The organism is Maribacter luteocoastalis, assembly GCF_048890225.1.
In the GTDB taxonomy this organism is placed as follows: Bacteria; Bacteroidota; Bacteroidia; order Flavobacteriales; family Flavobacteriaceae; genus Maribacter; species Maribacter luteocoastalis.
Genome location: NZ_JBMFZG010000002.1, coordinates 521,784 through 548,065, shown reverse-complemented (window position 1 = coordinate 548,065; position 26,282 = coordinate 521,784). Strand labels below are relative to the sequence as shown.

The 26,282-nt window shown below is 35.6% G+C and carries 17 protein-coding genes; 10 read left to right on the top strand and 7 right to left on the bottom strand.

Annotated features, from left to right (window positions below):
* Positions 1–291: 291 nt before the first annotated feature.
* The gene (locus ACOCEA_RS06945; RefSeq protein WP_420755487.1) at positions 292–972 is read right to left on the bottom strand and encodes a WbqC family protein; all 681 of its coding nucleotides are present in this window, start codon (positions 970–972) and stop codon (positions 292–294) included.
* A gap of 716 nt (positions 973–1,688) precedes the next feature.
* Here ACOCEA_RS06945 and ACOCEA_RS06940 point away from each other — a divergent pair.
* Positions 1,689–4,532 (top strand): T9SS type B sorting domain-containing protein, encoded by a 2,844-nt coding sequence (locus ACOCEA_RS06940; RefSeq protein ID WP_420755486.1) that lies wholly within the window; start codon positions 1,689–1,691, stop codon positions 4,530–4,532.
* 7 nt (positions 4,533–4,539) lie between these two features.
* Positions 4,540–5,535, top strand: a complete 996-nt coding sequence (locus ACOCEA_RS06935) for a PorP/SprF family type IX secretion system membrane protein (RefSeq protein WP_420755485.1) — start codon at positions 4,540–4,542, stop codon at positions 5,533–5,535.
* 244 nt (positions 5,536–5,779) lie between these two features.
* Here the strand turns inward: ACOCEA_RS06935 and ACOCEA_RS06930 are convergent, their stop codons facing one another.
* Positions 5,780–6,016, bottom strand: coding sequence for a hypothetical protein (locus tag ACOCEA_RS06930; protein ID WP_420755484.1), 237 nt, complete (start codon positions 6,014–6,016; stop codon positions 5,780–5,782).
* Positions 6,017–7,844: 1,828 nt separating this feature from the next.
* On the opposite strand from ACOCEA_RS06930, the gene ACOCEA_RS06925 reads away from it, so the two are divergent.
* The 8 genes from ACOCEA_RS06925 (at position 7,845) to ACOCEA_RS06890 (ending at position 18,697) form a co-directional block, all read left to right on the top strand.
* Positions 7,845–8,015 (top strand): hypothetical protein, encoded by a 171-nt coding sequence (locus tag ACOCEA_RS06925; RefSeq protein ID WP_420755483.1) that lies wholly within the window; start codon positions 7,845–7,847, stop codon positions 8,013–8,015.
* Positions 7,990–8,721 (top strand): hypothetical protein, encoded by a 732-nt coding sequence (locus ACOCEA_RS06920; RefSeq protein WP_420755482.1) that lies wholly within the window; start codon positions 7,990–7,992, stop codon positions 8,719–8,721. Before ACOCEA_RS06925 ends, ACOCEA_RS06920 begins: the two co-directional genes overlap by 26 nt.
* A 158-nt stretch (positions 8,722–8,879) precedes the next feature.
* Positions 8,880–9,509: a DUF6090 family protein gene (locus ACOCEA_RS06915; protein WP_420755539.1), complete on the top strand. Its 630-nt coding sequence runs from the start codon at positions 8,880–8,882 to the stop codon at positions 9,507–9,509.
* Between the two features lie 275 nt (positions 9,510–9,784).
* A complete protein-coding gene (locus ACOCEA_RS06910) occupies positions 9,785–10,966 on the top strand; it encodes an acetyltransferase domain-containing protein (RefSeq protein ID WP_420755481.1) in 1,182 nt (393 codons plus the stop codon).
* A gap of 354 nt (positions 10,967–11,320) precedes the next feature.
* The gene (locus ACOCEA_RS06905; RefSeq protein ID WP_420755480.1) at positions 11,321–13,750 is read left to right on the top strand and encodes a CehA/McbA family metallohydrolase; all 2,430 of its coding nucleotides are present in this window, start codon (positions 11,321–11,323) and stop codon (positions 13,748–13,750) included.
* A 211-nt stretch (positions 13,751–13,961) separates the two neighbouring features.
* Positions 13,962–16,511: a M1 family metallopeptidase gene (locus ACOCEA_RS06900; RefSeq protein WP_420755479.1), complete on the top strand. Its 2,550-nt coding sequence runs from the start codon at positions 13,962–13,964 to the stop codon at positions 16,509–16,511.
* Between the two features lie 116 nt (positions 16,512–16,627).
* Positions 16,628–17,386, top strand: a complete 759-nt coding sequence (locus tag ACOCEA_RS06895) for a hypothetical protein (RefSeq protein ID WP_420755478.1) — start codon at positions 16,628–16,630, stop codon at positions 17,384–17,386.
* A 129-nt stretch (positions 17,387–17,515) separates the two neighbouring features.
* Positions 17,516–18,697, top strand: coding sequence for a glycoside hydrolase family 88 protein (locus tag ACOCEA_RS06890; RefSeq protein WP_420755477.1), 1,182 nt, complete (start codon positions 17,516–17,518; stop codon positions 18,695–18,697).
* A gap of 538 nt (positions 18,698–19,235) precedes the next feature.
* Here the strand turns inward: ACOCEA_RS06890 and ACOCEA_RS06885 are convergent.
* The 5 genes from ACOCEA_RS06885 to ACOCEA_RS06865 all read right to left on the bottom strand — a co-directional run bounded on the left by ACOCEA_RS06885 (position 19,236) and on the right by ACOCEA_RS06865 (position 26,098).
* Positions 19,236–19,493, bottom strand: a complete 258-nt coding sequence (locus tag ACOCEA_RS06885; RefSeq protein ID WP_420755476.1) for a hypothetical protein — start codon at positions 19,491–19,493, stop codon at positions 19,236–19,238.
* A gap of 49 nt (positions 19,494–19,542) precedes the next feature.
* A complete protein-coding gene (locus ACOCEA_RS06880) occupies positions 19,543–20,154 on the bottom strand; it encodes a Pycsar system effector family protein (protein ID WP_420755475.1) in 612 nt (203 codons plus the stop codon).
* Between the two features lie 60 nt (positions 20,155–20,214).
* Positions 20,215–20,766: an HD domain-containing protein gene (locus ACOCEA_RS06875; protein WP_420755474.1), complete on the bottom strand. Its 552-nt coding sequence runs from the start codon at positions 20,764–20,766 to the stop codon at positions 20,215–20,217.
* Positions 20,767–20,799: 33 nt separating this feature from the next.
* Positions 20,800–24,537 (bottom strand): hypothetical protein, encoded by a 3,738-nt coding sequence (locus ACOCEA_RS06870; protein WP_420755473.1) that lies wholly within the window; start codon positions 24,535–24,537, stop codon positions 20,800–20,802.
* A 199-nt stretch (positions 24,538–24,736) separates the two neighbouring features.
* Entirely contained in the window at positions 24,737–26,098 is a 1,362-nt protein-coding gene (locus tag ACOCEA_RS06865; protein ID WP_420755472.1) for an NAD-dependent succinate-semialdehyde dehydrogenase, read from the bottom strand.
* Positions 26,099–26,282: the final 184 nt, after the last annotated feature.

The window sequence follows — 26,282 nt, the reverse complement described above, 5'->3', positions numbered from 1 at the left end:
ATAATCCTTTAAATTATGATATCTCCATTACGGCTAATATTAAAACTATACAAATCCAATATAAATTAATCAATATTTAAAACTATCTTGAAATACAAATACATTGGATTACCCTATTCTTTTGAATTCTTTGAAGACTATTATTCTGAATAACACACTATACAAAATTGTAGTAGGTATGAATTTAATTGAGAAATTTTAAAGTATTATGTTGTGGTAATGTATAGTGGAATATCAAGTACTTAACATAGATTGAATTGTGAATAAACCGGAAAGATACATTTGGTCATTTTAAATAAACTTTTTTGAATTTTCAAGCTCTGAAAAAAGTAAATCCAAAACAGATAAATGATCAAGAAAAGCATTTCCCCTTTGATTATAGATTGGATGCGTATACATTTGATATGACACCCTAATGTTTTCCTGTATAAATATTTCCCTATCTTCTTCCAAATAATCTCTTGACCCATTATTTGCAAAAAGCTCCGCGGCTTTCATTTGCTTACAAATATTTAAGACCAACTGGCTTTTTTTTCCTTCAACGTCAAGTTCTGAAGCTAGTACCAATTTTGTAGATATATTAAGGTACTTACAACATTCAGCTATAAATTTTATATTAAAATCAGCGATTTTATTCCAATCTTCTTGATATAGTTCCTGCAAAAAAGATACTTTTTTATACTTCTTGCCATAATTACTTTGAAAAATATCTAAATGCTTTTGCTTCCAATTTTGATTATTATCAATTAGCACGTCTTTAATTAATGCCCTCGTTTTTGGCAATTTTGTAGGAATATGAACCCAGATTTCAGAATCTTCAATTTTAGATCCATTTTTTAACCTATTTCTCATATGCCAAGTTTGCTTCTTGAATTCTACGTTATCGAGAAAAACAAAAACATCGCATTCCTTTATCATATCAAAATAGCCTATCCATGGAAAAAGTGTGGGTTGAGATATGCTAACTTTCATTTAGGAAAAATCTTTTTTATTTTAACCATTTATACATATCTGTTAACATCATAATTTAATAATATAGGTTTAATAAGGTTAATATTGGTCTCAAAAGTAAATGAATTCAACCGACCTTTACCTATTATGGTAATTTAACCATCTATTTAAAACGCCTAGTCAATTATTAAAGTATGTTTTAAACTACTATTTAAGTCTCAAAGTTAATGGGACATATCGTATTAAAAAAAGAATAACTTATGTGTGATAAATCGTTTTAACATTATTAATTAAAAAATGAGCTGGGAAAGATATCTTATTCCCTCAAACCATTTCTCACTAGAATACGTTTACAAATTCACACCCCATTTTTAAACCTTTAATATTATTATAGTTATACATTAATTTTGATATCATTCACCAATTATATCAGACTTTTTTTGCATTAAACTAATTATTCAGATTTTGTAATTAAAGTATTTTCATAAACGAGTATAGACATTTTTTGCAAAAGTCCTTGTATAGTTTTTATATCGCCATAAAATAACTCAAAATCGAAAGGAATGTTATCCCTTTACTTAATATAGCAATTGGTCACACGTTGGCATTATTAATTAAAATACTAAACCATCGTAAGAAAGTATATAATATCCACATTTATTGTATCATATTTTTTCATTTGTAATTTACATGGGCAATTAGGATTTTGTCCAGGTAATTCTGGTGATACCATTTTTTTGGAGAATTTCGGTTTTGGAACCACCAACAACCCACTACTTACTGCTACCACTACTTATATTTATAGCAATGGTTATCCTCTAGATGGTTCTTATACCATAACTAATGGGACATTTGGAAACCCATATGATTGGCATCAAACAGAAGACCATACTATTGGTGATGTAAATGGTAAAGCACTAATTGTAAATGCAGGGGTGGACCCAGGTGAATTTTATAGAACAGTAATTACTGGACTATGTCAAAATACAACCTATGAATTTTCAGCTTGGCTAATTAATCTGGTAATAGCAAATAGTTTTTGTTCAGGACAACCAGGCGGAACCATCCCTATTAATGTGACATTTGAAATTAGCAACGCTTTAGATACAGTCGTATTGAGTACTGGGAATACTGGGCCTATAACTGAAGCAGGCACTCCAAATTGGAACCAATATGGCTTGGTATTCAATACCGGAAACCAAACCTCTGTAATCTTAAAAATGATTAATAATGGTACTGGTGGCTGTGGCAATGACTTAGCTATTGATGATATTGAGTTTAAATCATGTGGTGATAGTGCTAGTACTTTAGATAGTGGAGGCAATACATCTTTAAGCTTATGTATTAGTGCAACTCCATATATATTGCAACTAAATGCTACTCCTGATGGCTCAGTTTACAATACTCCTGTTTTTCAATGGCAAGAAAGTACAAACGGCACCATATGGAATGATATCAATGGGGCAAATAATCAAACTTTAAACGCATCTATTACCACCTCAGGTTTTTATAGAGCTAAAATTGCTGAAGATTCGGCCAATCTGAACAACAACCTATGCATCTCTTTTTCTGATGTATACCCCGTGACAGTTAATCCGGGACCTGCCATGCCCAACACGGAATGTTGGGAAACAGCGACCTTAAATCCCACAACTTGCACATGGCAAGTAACGGGAAGCCAACCCATTCAACCAAATATTGCTTGCTACGAAAATGTAACCTTTAACGATACTACCTGTACCTGGGATATTACCGGAACGCAACCTTTACAACCATTACTTGAATGCTGGGAAACGGCGATGTTCAATGCAACTACTTGTACTTGGGATGTTACCGGAACGCAACCAACAACACCGAGCAACCTTGAATGTTGGGAGACTACAATATTTAATGATGCCACATGTAACTGGGACATAATAGGCACGCAACCTTTACAACCATTACTTGAATGCTGGGAAACGGCGATGTTCAATGCAACTACTTGTACTTGGGATGTTACCGGAACCCAACCAACAACACCGAGCAACCTTGAATGTTGGGAAACTGCAATATTTAATGATGTCACATGTAATTGGGATATAATAGGAACGCAACCCATTCAACCAAATACTGCTTGCTACGAAAATGCAACCTTTAACGATACTACCTGTACTTGGGATATTACCGGAACGCAACCTTTACAACCATTACTTGAATGCTGGGAAACGGCCACATTTAATACTAATGCCTGCAGTTGGATAGTTACTGGTATACAACCAACAGAACCAGACCCCTCTTCTTTGGAATGTGGAGAAACTGCTATTTTCAACACTGCTACTTGTATTTGGGAAGTTTCTGGCAGTCCAACACTTCAGCCAAATATTAAATGTTTCGAAACGGCGAGCTTTAATGAACTAACATGTACTTGGGAGATTTCTGGAACTCTCCCTATTCAGCCAATGGTTGCATGTTGGCAGACCGTAGTTTTCAATGAAACCCTTTGCGCATGGGAATTATCAGGTATACAACCAGAACAGCCTAATTTGAAATGTGGTGAAAGTGCCTTTTTCAATACAATTAGCTGTGAGTGGGAGGTGTCTGGAAGTGCTACGGAAGCACCGGAGATTGCCTGTTATGAAATGGCCACCTTCAATGCTACCACCTGCACTTGGGATATTACCGGAACCCAGCCTATTGAGCCTATCACGGAATGCTGGGAAAGTACCACATTTAATACGGTAACCTGCTCATGGGAAGTTTCTGGAAGCAGATCCTTACCGCCCGATCTTGAATGCTATGAATCCGCCACCTTCAGTGACACCAATTGTTCATGGGTAATTTCAGGTACCATGCCAAATGAACCACCAGTGGAATCATGGGAAACCGCCATATTTGATTCGCAAACATGCACCTGGAGCGTTTCAATAACGCCGACGGTTAGTACAACAGAACTTAATGTGAAATTATGTGATGGCAATGAGCTCGTATTACAGCCAAATACTGAGATCGAAATACCCAATTTTGTATGGAATACCGGTGCGGTTACCAATGAAATTACCATTAACGAAATAGGAGTTTATACAGTTGAAATTACAGACGGCATGTATTCTTTTGAAACAATAGTCTATAATGTCTACCCCACGGAAGTGCCCATCATTGATTCCGCTATTTCATACGGTGCCGACATTGAGATTACCACAACCAACTCAGGCGATTTCATGTATTCGCTAGATGGTGTTGTCTTCCAAGAAAGTCCCCAATTTGAAAGTGTTGAAGGAGGGGCATATACGATTTATGTGAAAAGCCCTGGTTGTGATACCATAACAAGCATTGATCACCTGCATTTTTTTGTACCACAATTTTTCACACCCAACAATGATAGTTACCATGATTATTGGAATATAGGGGGTGATTGGAACAGTATCGCATATGTTTATATCATTGACCGTTTTGGTAAAATACTGGTACAAATTTTCTCCGAATCGGAAGGCTGGGACGGTACTTACCTAGGCAATCCTATGGTCGAAGATGATTATTGGTACGTCATCGTACAAGATTCGGGCAAACAAAAAAAGGGTCACTTTAGTTTAATCAGAAGGTAAATATCACATGAGAAAATTAAAGTATGCTTTTCTGCTTTTTTTTATCATATGCGCTACCCTGCACACAAATGCACAAGGCACCTTACCCATCTATTCAGATTATTTGTCGGATAACATTTTTATAGTACACCCTAGTGCTGCGGGTATTGGCAATAGTGCAAAATTAAGAATGACCCAACGTGAACAATGGAACGGTGTCGGAAATTCACCATCACTGCAAACCCTCAGCTTTCATGGCACCCTAAGTCAAAATACAGCTATAGGTGCTCTGGTATTTAATGATAAAAACGGTTTCCATTCGCAGATCGGCATACAGGGAGCCTATGCGTATCATTTGAATTTCAGAAACGCTGAAGCACTAAATCAGTTATCCTTTGGTTTGGCCACATCATATGTTCAAAATACCTTGGACCAAACCAAATTTGTAGATTTTGACCCCGTGGTTTCACAGGTTATAGAATCTGATGCGTACTTCAACGCAGACTTAAGCTTTGCCTATCATAATCTAGATGGTTTTGCTTATGTAACGATTAAAAATATAGTATTGAATGCGCGTCAGGACATCAATCCGGAGTTTAAATCATTAAATTTAAGAAGGTATTTGCTAAATGTTGGTTATTTTTTTGGCAGAGGAAAAAACCTTCAATTCGAACCATCGGCCATGTTCCAATATATAGAGGCTACCAACGAAAAACTTTTAGATGTAAATGCCAAAGTATATCAAACATTTGGAAGAACTGCAAGAGTATGGTTGGCTTTGTCCTATAGGAGAAGTTTAGATCGTAATGACTTACAAGAATTAAGTCTTCTAACCCCAATCGCTGGCATAGAATTCAACCGATTTTTAATCGCCTATACCTATACCCATCAATTAGGTGGTTTGATTGTAAGGGATGGCGGATTTCATCAAATTACATTAGGTATTAATTTGTTCAATAGAAGAAGATCTAATCGTGGGTATAATTCTAGATACAATTCTTTCCTTTATAAAACCAACAACTAGTTGGTTCTTAACACGGAACTAATTCTTTTTACTTAAATCTTCTTTTCTTAGAAAGAGTTCAATACATTAACGAAAATATTAATGTAGCATTCGCCTGTGGCCTTACTAGGTGGTTCATCTTGTGCCTCGATTTTTTTTTGATACTCAGTAAAATAACAGAATGTTTTTCTTTCATAAATGAGTTTTGAAAACTTTTTCGATCTAAAATCCTTACCAAACTAGTCTGCTTGCAAGATAAAATATCCTAGTCTTGTAACATCTTGTTCTTGAGCTTATCCAATTCAGTGGTGTTTATATCAATTTTCCAATAAGGGTTTCCGTACCTAGGTTTAACATGTTCAACTTTCAGAAGGAATTTAAGCAAATCCTCTATCTTCTCCTTTCGAATTTCCTTCAATCTGTTATACACATATTTTGATATCATCTCTCCCATTCCGTCCTTTTCCTGTTTTGCCTTTTCCTCAAACAAATAAAGTAGCATTGTATTGGTTGTAAGGGTCTAGGTCTTTATGAGCATTCCCCAAAAAATAGGACAGTAAAATAAGTTCTTAAAAAGAAACTTAAATTTACTGATATGACACGTGGAAAATTCGCATCGAAGTCAAAACCAAGGCGGTTTTGGAAGCCCCAAGGAACGCGAAACGGCATAGGATCTGGCTCAAAGGTTCGAGATTTCCCCCAACAGGTAAGCTTTTGGAAGCACAAGTTTCTGGCACAAGAGGAATCCATATTTAACAAAGGCCAAAAATCCGCCAGGAGCGAATCCGAAGAAAAAGAGGGTCGGATTTTAAAAGTGATCGGCCAACAAAAAGTAGGGCTTGTTTTGTTAAAGGACGTCTTGCGCCGAAGCCCATAAATGAAAGTCGCCTAATGATAAGCAAGGATTATTCTAATCTAAGTGTCGTAAAATAGAGAAAGCCTTTACCGCTGCACCGTTCAGATTTGTATTATATACCGAAAGGTGAAAGTGAACTTAACCTAGAACTCATGCACGTGATGGGCCTAATCAAGTATGGGCGACAGATATTACTTATATCCCGATGTAGAAAGGGTTCATCTATTTGGTGGCCATCATAGACCCGCTTAGCCGCTAAGTACTTAACTAATTAGCATGGGATGCCCAAAGGAGCAAAGAGGCTTAACAAGCAGCTACGGTGCTATATGGAAACCCGAAAAATCCTCTATACCGATTAGGGCAGTCAGTTTGCTTCCGAAGTATTTACTCATCTTGCTATTCAGTCAAATGATATCAAACTGAGTTTGGATGGCAAAGGAAAGGCTATCGATAGTATATTCATAGAACGACTTTGGAGAAGTGTCAAATATGAAAATATTTATTTGAATCCACTAGATTCTGGAATCGATCTCTATTAACAATTGAACCAATACTTTTACTATTATAAAAACGAGAAAAAACATCAAGGAATCGACAATCAAATACCTTTAAAAAGATATTTGATAAAACAACAAAAAGTAGTATGAAGAATAATAATTATCCAGAACTTGATTTAATCCAAAATCTATCCTAAAGATTGGGAGATGCTCAGGTAACCGAAAAGGTCTCCCTGAAAGGATTGTTTAAACTTTCGTAATTTAAAAATAGTAAATGAATTCCAAAACGGTTCATATCTAATTTTAAATGAAATGAAAATTACAGATTTGAACTAAATTAGAATTGCCCTAAAAGGTTAGATCCAGTGTAGTTTTCATTGCTATAGAATGTTATAATATTCAAATAGTATAAAGACCCCTTAGTTATATCCCTATTGAAAAAAGAGTCGCTAGTTAAGTTAATTAATCAGGAGGATGGTCAGGAGAAAAGAATACTTGGCGATAGTCAGTATCATTATCCAAATCAACACCATACCGACTAACATTGTATTTCCGACTATTGAATGAATCATTTAAGGTTTTATTTAATATGTTAGTTAGAATAAACGAGGTTAAAAAAGGGGTTTATTATGCATTAGAAACGGTGTTTATACAAATTTCAATTGCTGCTTGATAAGCAAGTGTGTTTACCATGAAATAACATCCACAATATATCGAAATTGACGGGATAAAAATTTATGATATTATTCAAATTTTAGGTATCTTTCTGAAACTAAAACCGTATACGGTACCGCATACGGCAATAAGTGTTTTATTGAATTTTATATTTTTAACTACTTATAAATCAATTATTTATATATTTAGCGAGATGAGGTTTTAAACTCATAACCCGAAGGTCACTGGTTCGAGTCCAGTTCCCGCTACTAAGATTAAAATCTTAAAAAACAACGGTTTAGTTTTCACTAAGCCGTTTTTTTATGCCTAATTTTAAGGAGTTGTTTTCTAATGAATACAAAAATGAATACGAAAGTGCATACGATTTGTCTGTAGAGCGAAACTTTTCCGAGCCCAAAATATTTACAGGTGGGGTAGACATCTCCAAATGGTCCACCCTTACAAAAAGTGAGCGCTCAAAGGCACTTTCCTAACAATGGTATATTTACTTTTCCTATCAAGGACCCTGTCGCGGGCAAGATGAAGAGACAGACCAATATCAAGGGAGGTGCCAATTTGTTGAAGAACAAACGGGACAGGTACAGATTTCTTTCTATATTGAGAAGGAACCTTGAACAACTCTTGGCCATGGGATTCGACCCTTATTCCGACAACAACCTTTTAATAACCAAAATAAAAGGGGAGCCTGTGGAATCCATGGAGGGGCACCATCCTAAAAATATAGATAGCACATCGGATATTCACAAAGATTTGTCGGCCAAAGAATCGAAAAAACAACAAATAAAGACCACCCTGGTAGAGCGGACAAAGGAAAACGAAGGCATGGAAATATACAAGGCCCTTGAATTGGGTCTGAACATAAAAAAGAATACGTTATCCCCAAATTCCTACCCAAAATACAAAAGTCATATTACAAGGTTTCAAAATTGGCTTCAGGAAAAACATAAAGAAATGGTGGGCATCAATGCTATCGACAAGAAAATTGTCATCACCTATCTCATCTTGATCATCCAAACAAGTTCTGCAAAGCCCCGCACCAAAGGAAATTCGACACAATGCCCCGCTAAACCAAATTGCTTATCCCCCTACCAACATTCAGCTTTGGCGCTGCCGGTTCAAACCGTCCAGTTCACACAACAATCGCTAAAAGAAATTTGGAAAGGTTCAATTGTCTTTTAAAATTACAGGAATAAATTCCCTATTTTTAAAATCCAGAACCTCACTATGTTTAGCGGGGCGTTGTGCTTCTTTATGACAAACCTCTAACCAATGCTTAAATTCTTTAGAAAAATCAGACAAGATTTACTTTCAAAAGGTAAAACTGGAAAGTATCTCAAATATGCTATTGGAGAGATAATTCTTGTTGTAATTGGAATGAAAATCGCAAATCAGAAGAAAAAACAAAACAATTTCTAACTAGTTTAAAATCTGATTTAAGAAATGATTTAAAAGCAATTAATGAGGTAACTGAAGAACAAAGTATGAGATCTAAAGCGATGGCAGATGCTATTGAATTAAGTAGAAATCCTGATTTAAATTCAAGAATTTTAAATGACTCTATAAAGTATTATGAAGCTGGAAGAAATATCACTTTCTTTCCCACAGTTGGTTCGTATAATGCAGCAAAAAATAATGGCTTAATTGATTATATAAACAATGAAGAATTAAAACGTAGCATTTTAAATTTATATGAGTATTTATACGTACGAGTTATCTATAATGGAGAAATTGTAGACGAACGAACTGGTTATATAGATTGGGAAAGTAGACGTTATATTGACGATTCAATGGGAAGATTAGTATTTGACAAACAAGCACTATTGGATGATGATTTTATTGATCAATTAGGCTATTTAAACAGATTTATTGGGTTTTATATACTACGATGTAATAACACGAAATCTGGTATAGAAGAAGTTTTGTTTAACATTGACAAATATCTAAATTCTGAAACTGTAGAAGAATAACGAAAGTAAAATAATGTATAACGGCAATTACGGTGGATTCGACTACCCGTCGACTGCACTCAGGGCAGGCTCAAGCGAATCCAATCGCAATGACGAAAAGATATGTAAAGACGAGTATTATAGTTAATTTAACCTTTAACTTACGTTTATACGAACTATGCACCAATTCAGCTGAAGCTAACCTTTGTCTCAATACGTTGCTATGCAAAACCCCAAGACATTGGAAATTTGGCACAACATTACAAAAAAACCAATCTGACTAAACCAAAAAATGAATGCAAATTAAAACCAACCGAATAGAATCCATAGACATATTAAGAGGAGTTGTGATGGTAATAATGGCATTGGACCATGTTAGGGATTATTTTCATTATGGCTCATTTTTTATTGACCCTACCAATTTGGAAACCACTACACCATTACTGTTTTTTACACGATTTATTACCCACTATTGCGCGCCGGTATTTGTGTTTTTGGCCGGAACGTCTGCATTTTTATATGGAAGTAAAAAAACAAAACCTGAATTATTCAAATTTCTTTTTACGCGGGGAATTTGGTTGATACTTCTAGAAATTGTAGTCAATAATCTTATCTGGACTTTCGACTTTAGTTTTAGCCTTCAAATTTTTCAAGTTATTTGGGCTATTGGCTTTAGTATGATCTGTTTGTCATTTCTCATCTTCCTTCCCAAAAAAGTGATTTTAGTTTTAGGAATTCTTTTGATTGTCTTACACAATGCTTTGGATGGTATTTTGATGCAAGGCCAAAGTTTTCAAGATATTCTCTGGTATGCACTGCATCAGCAAAATATGGTAGTACTCAATCCTAATCATGCAATAGTAATAAAATATCCCCTATTACCGTGGATTGGATTAATGACATTAGGTTACCTTTTTGGCATATTTTATCAAACGGATTTTGATACTTCCTTACGAAAAAAATGGTTGCTAGGATTAGGTTTCGGGTCCCTCGTTTTCTTTCTTATTTTTAGAGGATTCAACATATATGGTGACTTGGTACCATGGTCTGTTCAAGACACCAGTATTAAAACAATACTATCATTTTTTAATGTTACAAAATACCCGCCATCATTGCTATATATATGTATTACACTAGGTCCGGCCATGTTGTTTTTAGTTGCTTTTGAAACCATAAAAAATAAGTTAACGGATTTCTTTTTGGTATTTGGAAGAGTGCCGCTATTCTATTACTTCTTGCACACCATAGCGATTCATGTTTTTGCCATTATCGGTATTTTAGTTTTTGGTGGCAATTGGCAGGATATGATTATAACCTCAGAAAGCTTTATGAACGAAAAACTTGCAACCTATGGTTACTCACTATTTGTTGTTTATCTGGTTTGGATTGGAGTGGTGCTACTTCTCTATCCATTAAGCAAAAAATATATGATTTATAAAGCAACCAATAAAGATAAATGGTGGTTGAGTTATTTATAAATTTTGGTAATTTGCAAATAGACGATAGCTGGTTACTGTCAAAAATGAATTCTATAATAGTAATAATACGTTGGTAACGATTTTTAAAAAATAGGTGCGGTATTGGTAAAATAGAGGTTTCAGACGCGTGTCAAAGTAAGTGCATATCTTTTAGGTATGCACAAAGAAATAGCCTACTTTTTATATCCTATTTGTAGTAATGAAAGTAACCAAAAATGCAAACAAATTGTACAACAACAAAAGATTACATTTATCTTTAGAATATAAAACACCTAAGTACGCGCATCAATATGCCGCTGATATTCAAGTATTAATCCGTAGCCTTATTTTAGAGCGTGACATTAATAGTTAATTATGAAAAATAATATTGCCGTTTTAAGTTTCCTCCTTTTAATATCAAATGCTCTAAATGCCCAATGGAACAACCGTTATCCAAAAGTTGATGGGTATGGGCATCATGTCTATTTAGAAGGGTATGAACTGCCTGTCCTAAATTCAGGACCAACAGACCCTGCACCATCACCATTAAATAATCAAGTTGTTTTTTCGGCTAAAGGTTGGTTGTGGATTATGGAACCCGAAACAGCTGAAGCTAAAAGGATAACTTTTTCTCCTGATATGGATTCTAGACCAAATTGGTCGCCAGACGGAAATAAAATAGTTTTTGTTCGAGATAATGGGAGCAATACCCATTTGGTTTTATTGGATTTAAACACTACGAAAGAGACGATACTTATTGACTCAAGCGCTTTAGATTTAGACCCAATTTTTTCTGCAGATGGAAATGCCATTTACTATTCATCGGCTAAAAACGGGTCATTCGACCTTTGGAAAATAAATCTCATATCTTTAGAAAGCACCATTTTAACCCAAGAAAGTAGTCTTGAACGTCTTCCAGTGCCAACTCGTGATGGTGACCATGTTATTTACCTCCATAAAAAAGGGTTTTCTTATGATTCAATAGAATTGTTGGATTTAGAAAATGGCACGTCTTTTCCCCTACTAGAGGAGAATTTTGTTTCCCAAGCTGCCTTTACCCTGTCTAAAGACGACAAAACACTAGCTTATACTTGGCCCAATGGCGATGATTATGAGCTTTGGTTATTAAATACCTCAATTCCTAAAAGCAAAATGCTTCTCACTAAGAGTAATGGACTTCCGTTATCACCAAAGTTTAACCATGACGGCAATTGGGTTTATTTTTCTGAAAATAACAAAAATGAGACCTCAGAAATAAAAAGAATAGCTGTAAGTGGAGGTTCTCCAGAGGTATTATCCGTTAAGAAATGGGATTGGGGCACCGCAACAGGAAAAGTAAAAATTACCAGTTATGTTGACGAAGCAATGGAAGCCGTTAGAATGAATATTACGGACAGGAACGGACATCCAATTATTCCAGAGTCTGGTATCATACATTCTGAAGGACAAAATGGAATTGTCTTTTTCTATTCTCCTGGAGAAATTGAAGTTGAAGCTCCTATTGGCCATCTAACCATTACTGCCGTTCATGGTTTTTCAACGATTAAGCAATCCAAAGAAATTGAATTGCAAGAAGGTGCTTCAAAAGTTGAAATAAATTTAAATAGAATTTGGGATGCAAATAAAGAGGGCTGGTATTCTGCAGATAACCATTTTCACCTAAACTATGGGGGAACCAATCAATTAGACCCTGAAGATATACGATTAGACCTTAAAGCAGAGGATATAGATTTTGCTTTCCCATTGGTTGCCAATCTTGGGAATCGGTTACTTGAACAAGACCTTTTCGGATGGCAAAATGAAGATCTACCGATTATATCTTTTGGACAAGAGGTGCGGTCACATTTTTTAGGCCACCTAAATCTAATTGGAACTAAAAATTTATACTGGCCTTGGGTGTGGGGACCTGGATATGATATTCATGGAGCTGACGACAGACTCAATGCAGAAACACTTCGGTTTGCCCGCGAACAAGGTGGATTGGGAGGGTACGTGCACCCGGTTTCCATAAAAGAACCTTTTAAGGAAGGTGGTGGTAGATATGTACCTATTTCATTGGTAGCTGATGCCGTTATGGAAGAAATAGATATGTTGGAAGTTGGGTGCCTCTGGACAGATGAAATTGGCACGGCCTCTTTATGGCACGAAATTCTTAACCTAGGTATACCTATTGCATTATCGGCTGGTAGTGATGTTATGAACAACATTTATAGAACTATGGCGATAGGATCAACAAGACTGTATGTAAAACCAGAGGGGGAATTAACTGTAGAGAATTACCTTGATGCCCTTAAAAAAGGGAGAAGTTTTATGAGCAACGGTCCTCAAATTATATTTACAGTAGATGATCATAACGTTGGTGATGTGGCTACAATTAAAAAAAACAAAGCCAGATGGAAACTTATAGTTCATTCCCCGGTTTCATACGATAAAGTAGAAATATTCATAAATGGGGAAGTAGTTGCTATAAAAAAAAGCAAGAATGGTACTAGTGAAACCTATAGTGGCTCAATTGAAATTCCTAAAGGCGGATGGGTTACGGCAAGAGTTTCTGGGAGCAAATCTGTATGGCCAATGATGGACAGCTATATATTTGCAGAGAGTTCACCTATATGGCTTAACGAAGTCGGCAGCACAATGCCTAACGCTAAAATTGATGCTGCCAATAAACTCCTCAACATATTGGAAATATCAGAGAAAAGAATGAAACTTGGTTATGGTGATAATAAAATACCTAATCTACTTAATCACTTTTCTAAAGCAAGGGAAAAATTGGCGACTATTGCGGCAGGTAACAAGGAATAGGTTAATGAAAAACCCTTCATAACAATTTAAATGCAATCAAACTTAAAACGTGTATAAAAATAACTGCTCAATTTTGGGCTTAACCAAAGGTCGTTGAAAGTTTACTATGTCTGATTTTCCTGTGAAAAATCCTTGTACGTAAACCCACAACTATTCTTATACAGACAACCATTTGGCGGTAATTTATCACAATTTCAGAAAATAAAATCAAATGAAAATCCGTCTGATTTATATTATAATTATACTATTGATTTCCTGTGATAGGAAATTAGACCATCACCTTGACCATACTGAAGGTGTTTCAGCAGCACTTGCCTCTTACCGAAAAAATCAGGTTTCAAACGTTAAATACAACCTCTACTTCAAAATTCCGTTGATCAGAGAAGATTCAATCGGCTCGAAACTTATTATGGAACTGTCAATACATGATAAAAGCCAACCGCTACTATTGGACTTTAAATCAAACAGAGAAAATCCCCCTTTGTCAATTGTAAACGGAAAAAAGGTTCCAATTCAATATAAAAAGGAACATTTGATAATTCCCTCAGAACACCTCTTAATTGGCAATAATAAAATAGAGATCGATTTTACTGCTGGTGAAATGTCTTTAAACCGAAACAAACACTACTTATATACATTGCTCGTCCCTGATCGTGCCAGAACCTTATTCCCATGTTTTGATCAACCTGATATTAAATCGACCTATGTATTAAACCTTAGTGCCCCAAAAGATTGGGAAGTATTAAGTAGTTCACCATTAGAAAGTACAAAAAATACTGATGATTTTGTGGAGTTCCGGTTTAAAGAATCAGATAAAATGAGTACTTATTTGTTCTCGTTTGTAGCTGGAGAATTTGATATAGAAAACACTTTTGACTCAAATTTCAAAATGGCCTTATACCATCAGGAGAAGGATAGTCTTAAAATTCAACTAAGTACTCCTAAGATATTCAATCTCCATCAGCAGTCGATTGACTATTTGGAAAAGTATACTGAATATGATTTTCCATTTCAAAAATTAGACTATGCCGCTATATTCAGTCATCCCTATGGCGGTATGGAACATACAGGAGCAATACAGTACCAACAATCTTCTCTCTTTTTGGACAATAGTGCCACACGTAATCAGGAATTGCGGCGTGCCAAATTAATTGCCCATGAGACCTCACATATGTGGTTTGGAAATTTAGTGACCATGAAATGGTTTAATGATGTTTGGTTAAAAGAAGTATTTGCCAATTTTATGGCCGATAAAATTGTCAATCCCCAGTTTCAAAGTATAAATCATGATTTGTCCTTTTTTGTGGATCATTATCCATCGGCCTATTCAATAGACCGCAGTAAAGGGGCAAATCCCATTCGTCAAGGTCTTGATAATTTGAACAATGCGGGTTCGCTTTATGGTAGTATAATTTATCACAAAGCACCTATTATGATGCGACAGTTGGAGACAATTCTTGGGAAAGAAAATTTCCAAAAAGGCATTGTGGAATACATAAAAACGTATGCAAATGATAATGCTGACTGGAATGATCTAATAAACATTCTGGATAAGAACACCAATATAGATTTAAAAGAGTGGAGTAATGTTTGGGTAAATTCCCCTGGGAGACCTGTAATAACAAGTGAAGTTCTGTATAATGAATCCAACAAAATAGAATCCTTTGTCTTGGAGCAGCAGCCAGAATATACATCCCAAAATATTTGGCCCCAAGTATTTGAAATTTCCCTAGTTTATAAAGACAGCGTGCATCCGATCAGGGTTAATTTAAAAGAGCAAGAAAATCAGATAAAGGCAGCAGAGGGCCTAGAAAGGCCCGATATCATATTATATAACAGCAACGGGCTGGGATATGGCGTTTTCCCTATAACAAATGAAGCGTTGGAGCTGGTACCAACTATTGAGGACGAAATTGCCCGTGCTGCCATTTACCAGAACTGCCATGAAAATGTATTACTTAGAAATCTTACCGTAGAAAAGGCATTTAAGGTGTATCAGGAAGGCATAAAGCGTGAAAAAAATGAATTGATACTATCATTACTTTGCAGTCAGGCAAGTCACTTGTTCTGGACTTATTTTTCCGAGCAGGATCGACAAGGGATGCAAAATGAAATTACGAATCTATTATTCACTAGGCTAGAATCAGATGAGGAATCCAGCATCAAAAAGACCTTGTTCAATTTGTATATATCATTTGGTTATACAGGGATTGCTAAGGATAAATTGTATAAAATCTGGAGTAAGGAATTGGTCATTCCAAACCTTAACCTAAATCAAGATGATTTTACCAAACTAGCAATGCGCTTGGCCCTATATGATCATCCTGAGACATCGGAGATACTTAACGTAGCAAGAGCTTCCATTAAAGATTCCAACAAAATTGAACGATTCGATTTTCTCATGCCGTCGTTATCAGTGGAAGCAAAAATCAGAAATGATTTTTTTCGTTCATTCACTAAAAAGGAGAATAGAGAAAAAGAAAATTGGGTATTATCTGCCTGCTACTATATTCATCACCCCTTAAGGCAACAAACCACTGCTGAGTCACTTAACCTCAGTCTGGAACTTATAGAGGAAATTCAGAAAACCGGTGATATTTTTTTTCCAAAAAATTGGCTAAACAATACCATTGGAATGTATACATCCAGTGAAGCCTATACCATACTGACCAAATTCTTGGAAGAGAATCCAAATCTAAATCCACAACTCAGATTAAAAATCTTGCAAGCAACCGATGACTTATGGCGAATTAACCAATAAAACCGGCTTTTTGGAAATGAAAAAACTAGATTGAGATAAAAAGCTAAAAGAACCGCTGCAACACAGTGAAAAATATCTTTACGCTAGACCTTATCTGCCATTATTACATATATAAAATGATAAAATTCTTTAGAAAAATTAGGCGAAAATTACTCTCAGAAAACAAGCTCAGTAAGTATCTGATTTATGCCATTGGAGAAATTATTCTAGTAGTTATTGGAATTTTAATAGCTCTTCAAGTAAACAACAAAAATCAAATCACCAACGAAAAGAAAGCCCTAAAGAATTACTTGGAAAAAATCGCACTAAATGTAAAAAGTGATATTAAAGTAGGTGAGTTAATGATTAAAACAAGGACTGAACAATCACTGTTATGTTCACAGGCTACGGAATTGATTTCTAACAACGACTGGAGTGACCAAAAAAAAATCACTAATGCTGTATTTACAATGATAATAGAGCAACCCTTAAATTTTAATCGTAGTGGTTTTGAGTCATTAAAAAATTCAGGATACTTACAACACCTAGACAATCCTAAGATAGAAGAACTGATATATAAGTATTATAATGCTGTGGATAAAGTCATCTTTGAGGAGAACAGCTTGCAGGTCTGGGCGAATGACCTGGATTTAGAATTACACAAAAGTGGTTTCTTTTCACGTTGGATGGAATTCAAAAAAAGGCCGAATCAAAAGTTGAACGAAGTTATTGGAAATTATACCGATCTTCTTGCTAAACATAAGGGAAGTGATATTGTATTATCCCTTTTGTACAGGGGGTTCTTGTTTACAGCTGAACTAACAGGCTTTTACGATGAGCAAATAACTGTAGGTAAAGAATTGTTGCAAGCAATAGAAGATCATAACAATGAATAACGAAAGTACAACACTAGCCCTAAGTAATTGCTTGGACCTATTTACCAAAACCCTTTCCATTAATTACACCTATTATATTTTTCCTATTTTAGAACACCCTATGCCGGAAAACCTAAATAATTTAATCTAATGACCCAGTTTTTTAAATATTTATTTCTGATACTAGCTATTTCAATGTTTTCCTGTACTTCAAAATCGAAAACACTGAGCATTAAAATTGACGATACTTTACTAAGAGCTACCTCACAGTACACGTATTTAATGGATGACTTGCCTAAGGGGCGTTTTCCTAAAACCTATCATGAAAAAGATGATAAATTAGAGACTAGCGGTTCAGAATGGTGGTGCAGTGGTTTTTATCCTGGTACGTTAATTTATTTGGATGAAGCACAACAGACCAATACGTTTACCAAAGAAATTAAACGTGTGTTAGGTAATTTGGAAAAGGAGCAGTTCAACACTTCTACACACGATCTTGGCTTTATGATGTTTTGCAGTTTTGGCAATGCGAATAGGTTAAACCCTACGCCAGAATATGCCCAAATTTTAATGAACAGTGCCAAATCTTTAATTTCTAGATTTGATGAAACCGTTGGCTGTATAAAATCATGGGATTCATCTGACGACAGTTATCTGGTCATTATTGACAACATGATGAATTTAGAACTCCTTTTTTGGGCAAGTGAATATAGTGGTGACAAGACCTATTACGATATAGCGGTAACCCATGCCAATACTACGCTAAATAATCATTTCCGTGGGGACAATAGCTCCTATCATGTAATAAACTACGACAAAACCACTGGTGATGTTAGAAACAAAAAAACAGCACAAGGTTATGCAGATGAATCTGCATGGGCCAGAGGGCAAGCTTGGGGTTTATATGGCTATACGGTAATGTATAGGGCCACTAAAGAACAAAAGTATCTAGATCAAGCCATAGCCATAGCTAATTTTATAGTAAACCATCCCAATTTACCAGAAGATAAAGTTCCGTATTGGGATTTTAACGATGCTAATATTCCCAATGCACTAAGGGATTCTTCAGCAGGCGCTATTATTGCCTCTGCCTTATTAGAATTAAATGGTTTTGTTGATGCGGGTTTAAAAGCAACCTATTTTCATACGGCAGAAAAAATCATTGAAACCCTAACTACTGATGAATACATTGCCAAAGAAGGTTCCAATGGCGGTTTTTTGTTAAAACATGGTGTGGGCCACTTACCTCAAAAATCTGAAGTGGATGTCCCATTAAGTTATGGCGATTATTACTTAATCGAGGCCATGTTAAGGTATAAAAATAAGCTCTGAACTTGAAATTAGAATCTTTTGATTGATTTCTTTCCATGTTTAGCCAACATGAATTATTTAACGCATGATAGAACTTATATTAGATTGACCCTTTAATACATAAGCCCCGTATTATATATGTAATTACAGTTTGTTCCTCCACATATTTCCATTGTAAAATTTGATGTCTTTATTGGAAAAAAATCCTATTAATTGAGCTAGGTCATTTTTAATCCAAATGTATATATGCATATTTGATCAAGAAACATGAAGTGCTAAACTTTTAAATATGGAACACATGGACTTTAAAGATAAAACCATACACATTAGCCTAATAACCTTTATGTTATTAAGCTTTCTACTAGGAATAATGAGCATGCTGAACCTTGTTTTTCAATGGTTCTAGCATGCCCATTACACTTATGGAATCAGTTTATACATACCCAAGATACATTGAATTCCAAATCCTTTTTCCCACCATCAATCTTAAACTCCACATCATAGAAGAGGCCTTTTTTGGTGATGTACAACACGTTCTATCCCACCAATTTCAACTGCTTTAAAATTCTTTCCCAACAGCCTCCTGTCCCACTTTATGCGAGTCCCTTTTCTTAATGCTGCTTTCTGTTTCTCCCCAAGAACCATTTGGTGTTAAATCTGCCTTATACTGCTCACCTTCCTTTTTAAAATATGAATCAAAATTAAAGTTATTGTCCTTTCTACAATTAGGGTCTTTTTCCACCGGACATGTACTCTTAAAAGCATTTTTTATAGGTTCTGGCACTTGACTTTCTGTGATATTACATGATAATGCCACTAGAAAGAATACTATCCAAAAAGGTGTTGTTTCTATTTTTAAATTTTAACTATTGTGGCAATTCGGGTAAATCCAAAACACGTTCTGGCCCATAAAATTTTAGAGCAATGGCAAATACGATTACAGAAAGGATCATACCAATCATAAAAACGGTATATGTCCACCTTAGAAGCCTATATTTTCGTTCTAAAACTATACCCAAAAAATAAAGGTCCTTTGTTAAAGAGGAATATATATAATCCTTATCTTTTATTAATTCCTTCATGGCCCACAGATACTGCTTTAGTTCCATATGATGAAAATTGCCAAAGAACAGCAGATTTACCTTTTTGCTGCGAACATCCTCTTCTGTAAACCCTCCAGTGGTCACATTTGGTTTGGTAGCGAGAATGGACATTATCATGGAAATGATGCTAAAAAAAATGAAAATAAATGTTGGATAAAATAGATAATCATTTGATGGGTTATCCAATTTTGGAATTAAATTGGCCAATGCCAACGAAATGATAATTGCGTTTACAGATAATAATATATTTGCCTTGGTATCGGCAATATCACTAAGCTTAATATGATTACGAAGGGTTACCCTATATAGTGTCTGTACACCCCTATCTGGAAGGTTTCCTTTAAATTTGGCCTTCAGCGATTCCTTTTTAACCAATTTCTTGTTTTTTTTCTTCGCTTTTACCAATCGCCTTACATTCTTATCCTTTTTTGCCTGTCAATTTTCTTTTGCAAAATCTGTAAAATACCTGTGTTTAACCCGTAACAAATTGATATTTTCCTTTCGCCATTCATCAATGGTAAAATCTGCCAAACCTAATAAGGAAAGCTCCTCACGTAAAAGCTCGGAGGTTTGCACAAAACTCTTTTTTGCAAAATGGGATGAATCTGAATCACGCATTATCTTTTCTAAATCATCCTTGGGTACGTAATACATTTTGGTAGCCATAATCAAGGCACAAACTGCATCTACAAAACTCTTGTCACAACCTTCTTCAGAGAGAAATTCACGTGCCATTCTACAACTCTGTTCCTCATGGTCTTGAAGTGACTCCAAATAACCCAGATCATGGAACCAACTTGCCACCAAAAGCTTTTCTTTATCCTTTTCAGTAACTTTTTCGCCATCTATTAACTCTTTTGTACTATTTACCACACGCTGTGTATGCCTAAGATTATGATATAGATATTTCTCATTGATCTCATTACCCAGTTTATGGGTAACAAACACTTCCGATTTCTGTATGATGGTATCCATTTTTTTTGTCATATACGTTTTTTTTAGATTTTAATGGGTCTTTTTCTAGATAGATAGGCCAAAACCAACCTGAACTAAATTTCCTTCTTTCGAGTTGAAATAGCCAATAGTAAAAGTCAGCGCTTTTAAACTACTTATCCAAAACCCACCACCTTGCGAAGTGTGCCAAACTTGAGAGCTTTCCCCTGTTTGCCAGACCCTACCATAATCAAATCCACCATAAACACCAATTGTTACTGGTGACACAGCAGTTACATATCGCTTAAGTCGTAATTTTAAGTCTGTGTTTTGATAAAAATATGACCTTCCGGTAAAACGTTCGTCCCTAAACCCTCGCAGTCCATTATTACCGCCTAAACTTGGCAAGTGATAGAAAAATATATTGTCAGATTTTGATACTGTACTATATTCGGCCATACTACCTAAAACCAAATCACCGCTTGAAATAAGTTTCCGATTAAATCCAAGTTTTAAAGACGCGTACCCAAAATTATTGTCACGTAAACTAAGATTAGATTTATACCCTGCTTTTAAACCTATGTAAATAGATTTTGATGGAAAATCACCGGCATCATCATTATCATAATAACCTGAAAATTCCGCCCCACCATAATTTTGACTTTCAAACAAAACTGGATTAAAATTATTTTGATTGAACAAGCGCTGTGGATTCTCAGATAATTTAAAGCGTTCATAAAGTGCCCTTAATCGTAAAGTATAGTATGCGATACCTGTACTGGCCTTTATTTGTTGTAAACGAGCCCTATAAAAATCCCTACCTTCAACATCCTCAATATTAGGGGACTCATTTCCAATTCCAAAAAAATTCCTGGCATAACGATCACTTGCATAATAGCCATCAATCTCAAAATTCCATTTTGGGAAGACATTACCGAAAACACCGGAATACTGTAGCTCAGTTGCCCTAAAATCAAAATAATAATTAGCCTTTAGAGTATGCTTTTGTTTAAAGGGATTACCATTTAATCCATTCAAGACATAGGTATTGGACGCACCTAGAAAAAGTCCATCATCTGTTCTAAATCCAATTGCAGGCACCAACATATTGGTGTTCGGTTTAAAATAACGCCAATGATAGGTATTCGTTTTATAGATGTCACTTAATTGGGTTTTGGGCGTTTCCTCCTCAAAATTTATTATTTCGTGTTCCCAATCATAAATCTTAAGTTTGCTTTTATTTTGAATATCATAGGTGTCCTCTCCATAACCACCGACAATTTTTATTTTTATTCCTGAGGTATGCCCACCTTTTACCTTAAACACATCATCATCGCCAAGACCATATAACCATATTTCCTTGGTTTCCTTATCATTAAAAACGCGAGCGTACATTAGCTCATCTTTTTCATCAGATAGTATTCTTTTAACTATAATCGATGTTTTTCCATCTGCCTGTTTTTCTACTTCAAAAACATCATCCTTTTCAGTACCGGTAATGGCTACTACGGTATTTAAATATTCTCCATATTCCTCAGCTTTCTTAGGCAAAGTCTTAAGTCGTTCCAGTAAACTTTCCTTTATATAGGCTGCTGTTTTATCCCTTGTCTCTTCTGGCAACCTTTTAAAGGCTTTATCAATAGTTTCAGGCGTTATGCTTTGCTGAATAACTTTTGCCTCTTCTGCCCAAGTTTCTGGACCAAACTTGGTGATCAAAGCCCTATCTAACTTATGTGCACCCATATTTTGCCATTTAACATTATTAATGTCGTTGTCAAATGTTTGCCACCTTCTGCTATTTGGCACAAATAACTTTATAAATTTCATGGCTGTGCCATCAAACCTAGGAAAGGCATTATCCCTATCCCTTGGGATAGGCATAAATTCTTTATCACCATCCGAGCTTTCATATTCTAGCCACCTCCATTGGTCTTGGTGTCTATCCCAATCTCCAATAAGCATATCAAAAACCCTTGCCCTAATAAAGTTTCGCTGGTCTATAGTGTAGGATTCATCACTTTTTATTTTTTCCAACATATCTGTTGTACTCTCATAGTCGGTAACTTGGCCAGTAGCCTTGGTAATTGTTCTTCTATAGCCTTTGTAGTTAAGTTGTTCTTCTGATGGTCTTCTCTCTATAAAATACAGTTCATCACCAAAGTCAGCATTATATTCTCCTAAGCCGGCCTGTTTGGGCACATAAAAAAGTTCGGTATCGGAATGGTTGATTTCTGCCGATTTTGCCAAAGGGTCTATAACCAATTGCATATAAGGGTGAGCTGTGGTAAAGAAATCTGAAATAACCTCCTCAGCCCAGGTATCACGATAATCATCAGCGTTATAGGAAATACCGGGAAGCTTAAATTTTAAGAATTTCAAAGCACTTTTTCTCAGGGAACGCATGGCATATTGCCTTCCCTTGCCATCCTCAAGCCTAAGCGAAAAAGATTGATGTCCTCCACCTTCCTTAACCACCTTTAATCCGCCGTATAAGGTATCTAATTTAACTATTGGGGCGGTAACCGATTCGCCAAAATAGGACCGATACCGCTCTCCCCAAAGTAACTTATAAAACCCACTCTTCTCATAGTCCTTTGGGTCTTCAAGTATTTTAGTAGTTTTAGAAATCACATTCGATGTATCAAAATTGATATATTCCTCAGCTTTTTCTTTTGGCGATAAAACATCAAATGTAGTTTCCTTGCTCAAATCATCCTGTGTGATAAAAGAGACTTTGGAGCTTCCGTCCGCATAAAAATCCAAACGCGAAAACCCCCTTTCACCGTAGGAATATTTACCTTCATACCCCATTGAACCGCCAATAGCGGTTATACGGTTCTTTTCTATTTTTGTGGCACTTGCGCTACCTAATGAACCACTAATTATTTGATGAATTCCCCCGCCAGAAAGTAATTGCAAATTTTCCTCATGACCGGATACCAAAGTAATTCTATCATTTTCTTGGGCCAAGGCACTTACCGCAATCCTTAAATAATTATATCTTCTTGAATTCAGATGTTCTGGATTAAAAGCCCCTAAATCCATAAGCCCATTTTTAATGGTTCCTAAAATCGGTAATGGCGAAATATGCTCTTTAAAAGTCGTAGCCCCGTTATATGTGCCATTACTAAATACTGGATGATGCATGGCGATGACAATATTTTTACCTTGGCCATCCTTAATATAACCCTCAAGTTCCTCCATAAATCGCCTTCTAGTAACAATATCAGTACATTTTTTATTGATATCCTCTAATCTGGACCAATTGGATACAAACCATTTGGAATCAATCAAAATTAAATCCAGATCATCATTAATAACTTTATATTCAATTGGGCAACCGTTTTCTGGAAATATTGCAATGCCGTCCTTATCAATATCCTTTAGATAATCCTCTACCAACTCCATTTTATTTAACTCATAACTCTTCCATTCATTATTACCGGGAAGAAAAATGGTATTCCCTTTAAAATTCCCTACAAGTTCCAATTGTTTAGTAATCATTAGGCTGTCTTTAGACCAAGCATTCAACTCTGTTGAAATATTGTCCCCGGTAAAAATTATAGTGCTTTGGGGCCCTGCCTTTTCAAGTTGACCCTTAAAGGCCTTCAATAAATTTGCATTGGAAATATCGGATTCATTGCCATATCCTCCAGCTATAAAAAAAGTATGGCTAGGTTTAATAGCTGTATTTAAACTAGTTATTGGAGCCTTTATTTGCTCTTTAAAAGTTGCACAAGAAGCAACTAAGACAATAAGTACAATTAAAGCAATCTTAACACTATTGACTTGTAAATAGTTTTTTACTAGGATAAGGTATGTCATAAAATTATTTTATTTGAAACTGTTTGAGGTTTATTAAAATTGATATGCACTCTATAGTTTTGCTACAACGATGATTATTAGGAAATCTATTATTGCCATTGCAGTTTTGGCCTTTTTATTTTTTTAAAGGATATATCTATCTGTATTATGTTCTGATTCCTTCACCAATTTTGTTTCCTCTTCTCCTTGCTGTAGTATTTCAATTTTTTATATACACTGTTTTAACATTTACAAACTCCAAGATTCCCTCTCTAGAAAGTTCGCGACCATAACCGGATGCTTTGGTTCCTCCAAAAGGAAGCCTTGGGTCAGATTTTACCATATCATTTATAAAAAAGGCTCCATCAGGAATTTCAGAAATACGTTTTTTGGCCCCTTCGGTATCCCTGCTAAATAACATTGTACCCAGACCAAAACGAGAATTTACCGCCAAGGAAATAGCATGTTCCCTGTTATCTGCTTTTACTATGGCCGCTACAGGTCCAAAGGTCTCCTCTTTGAATACGGACATATTTGGTGTGACATCTGATAAAATAGTAGGTGCAAAAAATGCTTTATCCTGTTTATTTCCCAATATAACCTTAGCTCCTTTTTCTATTGACCGATCTACTTGGTCCTTCAAAGTTATGGCGAGATCTTCTCTAGCCATAACACCAATAAAGGTTTCCTTATTCTTTGGATCACCTATGTTCAGCGATTTTACCTGATTGGTAAATCGTTCTAAAAACTCATCATAAATATCAGCACATACAATAAACCGTTTCGCTGCTATACAACTTTGACCCGTATTTTGCATTCTAGCCTTAACCATAGTATCCAGATGCTCATCCAAATTGGCATCCTCAAAGACAATACACGCATTGTTGCCTCCCAGCTCCAATACGGTTTTCTTTAATTGTTCCCCAGCAACTTTGGCAATACCCTTTCCTGCTATTTCACTACCTGTTAATGTAACCGCCTTTATATGCTCATTGGCTATTAAATCTTCAATTTCCCCATGCCCGGTTAAAAGGGTCTGGAAACACCCTATTGGATAACCGGCATCTATAAATAACTGTTCTAATGCCTTGGCGCAACCAGGCACATTTTTAGCATGCTTTAAGAAAGCCGTGTTACCAGCAGTTAATGTGGGTGCCGCAAAACGAATTACTTGCCAAAATGGATAATTCCATGGCATAATGGCCAATATGCAACCTAAAGGGTCATAACTAATAAAGCTTTCTTCCGCATCCGTATTTATAATTTCATCTGATAAAAAATCCTCTGCATTTACAGCATAAAAATCACATGCCCATGCACATTTTTCTATCTCTGCGATACTTTGTGAAATAGGTTTTCCCATTTCTTTTGTCATCAACTCACCATACTCCTCTTTTCGGTCCAATAACAAATCTGCTACTTTTGCCAATAACTTGCCTCTATCCTTAATAGATGTATTTCGCCATTTGACTTCCACCTGTTTTGAAGTTTGTACCTTATCAGCGATAGATAGTTTGTTATCCAATGTATAGGTTAACAACGTTGTTCCCGTATAGGGATTTATTGACGTAATTTTTGACATGACTTGAGTTTTAGTACTTGTAAAGTTACGGCCAACAACGCTCCCTTATTAATGCGTTTCCCTAAAATCTTAACCCTTTTGCCTTTATTGCATTAAGGTTAATATTTACCGTATTTGAGCTAAGAACGCCATTTACTTATCCGCACCTTTGTACTATAAATGATGATAGCCATCATTCTATAAT